This is a genomic window from Desertihabitans aurantiacus, from assembly GCF_003344635.1.
Classification (GTDB): Bacteria; Actinomycetota; Actinomycetes; order Propionibacteriales; family Propionibacteriaceae; genus Desertihabitans; species Desertihabitans aurantiacus.
Window position 1 is genome coordinate 1 of record NZ_QPKK01000427.1, and the last position, 2,008, is coordinate 2,008.

Below are 2,008 nucleotides of genomic sequence, written 5' to 3' on the forward strand. Positions count from 1 at the left end.
CGCCCCGGCTGGCCGCGGGAGCCGGCGCCGGCCGAAGCTGAGCATCTCCGGGCACAGCACGGTGAACCCCGCGTCCACCAGCTTGTGGGCCAGGCCGTCGTGGTACCCGTCGGCCGGGTCGCTGCGCACCAGGTCGTCGATGCCGCGGCCGTGCCCGGCGACCAGCACCACGCCGGCCCCGTTCGACCGCTCCGGCGGTGGCTGCAGCAGGAACGACGGCACCACGGTGCCGTGCCCGGTGACGAGCCGGACGGCCCGACCGCCCGGAGGGGCCGGCGCCTCGGTGTCGGGCTCGACCACCGCCGGCCCGGACAGCTCGACGTCGGTCAGCCCCAGCAGCTCCCGCAGCCGGTCCCGCGCGCCGCTCGCCGACGGCGTCCGGTGGTCCTCGCTCACCGTTCCTCCTCACCTCCCGCGCTCATCCGCGCGGGTCCGAGATCTCGTGCGGCCCTCCGAGCAGGACCACGTCGTCGAGCTCGACCGAGTCGTCGGCCGAGCGCAGCGGGTACGCCGGACGGTCCCCGCCGACCGCCTCGTCGTAGGCGTTCTCGATGGTCAGCGAGGCCAGTGTGACCCCTTCGGCCAGGACCGTCACCGTCGCCCAGTCCGTGGCGGGCTTGTCGTAGCTGATGACCACGTCGGCGGGGTCGCCCGTCGCGCCGCGGACCACCACCCCGTCCGTGCCCGGCCACAGCGTCACCACCTCGCGGTAGACGCCGGGCTCCACCGTGATCTCCACGGGCCGGCGCAGGCGGGCGGCGATCCCGACGGCCGCGTGCACCGAGAGCACGTCCCCGCCGCCGTCCTGCGCCACCCGCAGGCGCCGCACGGGCCGCTCGCGGCGTCCGCTGGGTCCGGCGTGGCGCTCGAGCAGCTCCCGCACCCGGTGCGCGGGTTCGGCCCGGTAGGGGTAGGAGTCGCGGGGGTCGCCGTCGATGCCGGTGTCGTCCCACTTGCCCCAGCAGCCCTCGCGGAGGTTGCCGCGCTGGGCGACCCGGGAGACGTCGTCGCTGACGCCGACCGGGTCGCGCACCGAGTCGAAGACGCTGTGCTCGACCAGCAGCTGCGAACCGCCGCGGGAGGCCATCCCGTAGGAGCTCGCCCCGGACAGCCAGCAGTTGTAGACGTGGCCGAGGGCCACCTTGTCGATGCTGCCGTTGCGCTGGTGGGTGTTGGAGAAGCGGTCGTGGTGCAGGGTCAGCGTGGTCAGCAGGTTCTCGGTCCACCCGACGCCGAGGGTCTTGTTGTGGTCGCGGAAGACGCTCCACGACACCGTGACGTGGGTGGAGTCCTTGCGGATGTCGACCTGCCCGTCGCCGATGCGGGCGAACTCGCAGTGGTCGATCCACACGTGGGAGGAGGTGTCGACCCGGATGCCGTCGTTGTCGTTGTCGGGGTGCTTGCCGTCCCAGTCCCCGGCGAGGAAGGAGTCGCGCAGCGTCAGGTTGCGGATGACGACGTCGTGCACCTCGAGCAGCCGCAGGCCGCCACCGACGATCGCCGCGCCGCGCCCCACCCCCAGCACCGAGGTGTGGGAGCTGACGTCGAGCATGGTGCCCAGGGGCAGCTCGACGGCGCCCTCGACGAGCACCACCGTGGGCTCCTCGGCGGCCACGTGCTCGGCGAGCTCGGCCGCGGTGCTCGCGGTGACCACCCGTCCGCCGAGACCGCCGACGGCACCGGCGGGCAGCTCGTCGGTGGGGACCGAGGCGAAGCCGGTGGCCAGCGGCGACCAGACCGGTCCGTCGACGGTGTCGGGGACGCGGGGCACCCGCATCCGCCGCAGCAGGTCGCTGGCGGCGCGGAGCGTGTCGTCGGTGGCCCGCGGCCGCGCCGTGGCGGTGACGGGCGCGGCGACCAGGGCGGGGACGCCGAGGGCGGCCCCGGCGAGCAGGTGGCGGCGGGTGAGATCGGGCATCGGTCCTCCAGGGGGGTCGGGTGGGGTGGTCAGCGCCAGGGACGCCAGTCGTCCTGGCCGCTGAGGTAGGTCTCGCGGGTGTGCTCGGCC

At 74.8% G+C, this 2,008-nt stretch carries 2 protein-coding genes; both read right to left on the bottom strand.

Features of this window, described 5'->3' with window-relative positions; translation table 11 throughout:
• The coding region (locus DVA66_RS19800) for a hypothetical protein (protein ID WP_198671981.1) at positions 1-396 on the bottom strand (396 nt) is incomplete at its 3' end.
• A 22-nt stretch (positions 397-418) separates the two neighbouring features.
• Positions 419-1,918: a pectate lyase family protein gene (locus DVA66_RS19805; protein WP_114561512.1), complete on the bottom strand. Its 1,500-nt coding sequence runs from the start codon at positions 1,916-1,918 to the stop codon at positions 419-421.
• Positions 1,919-2,008: the final 90 nt, after the last annotated feature.

What these genes read in the sequence shown, in the direction of transcription:
- DVA66_RS19805 (WP_114561512.1), bottom strand. Translation starts at nt 1,918, where the DNA reads ATGCCCGATCTCACCCGCCGCCACCTGCTCGCCGGGGCCGCCCTCGGC.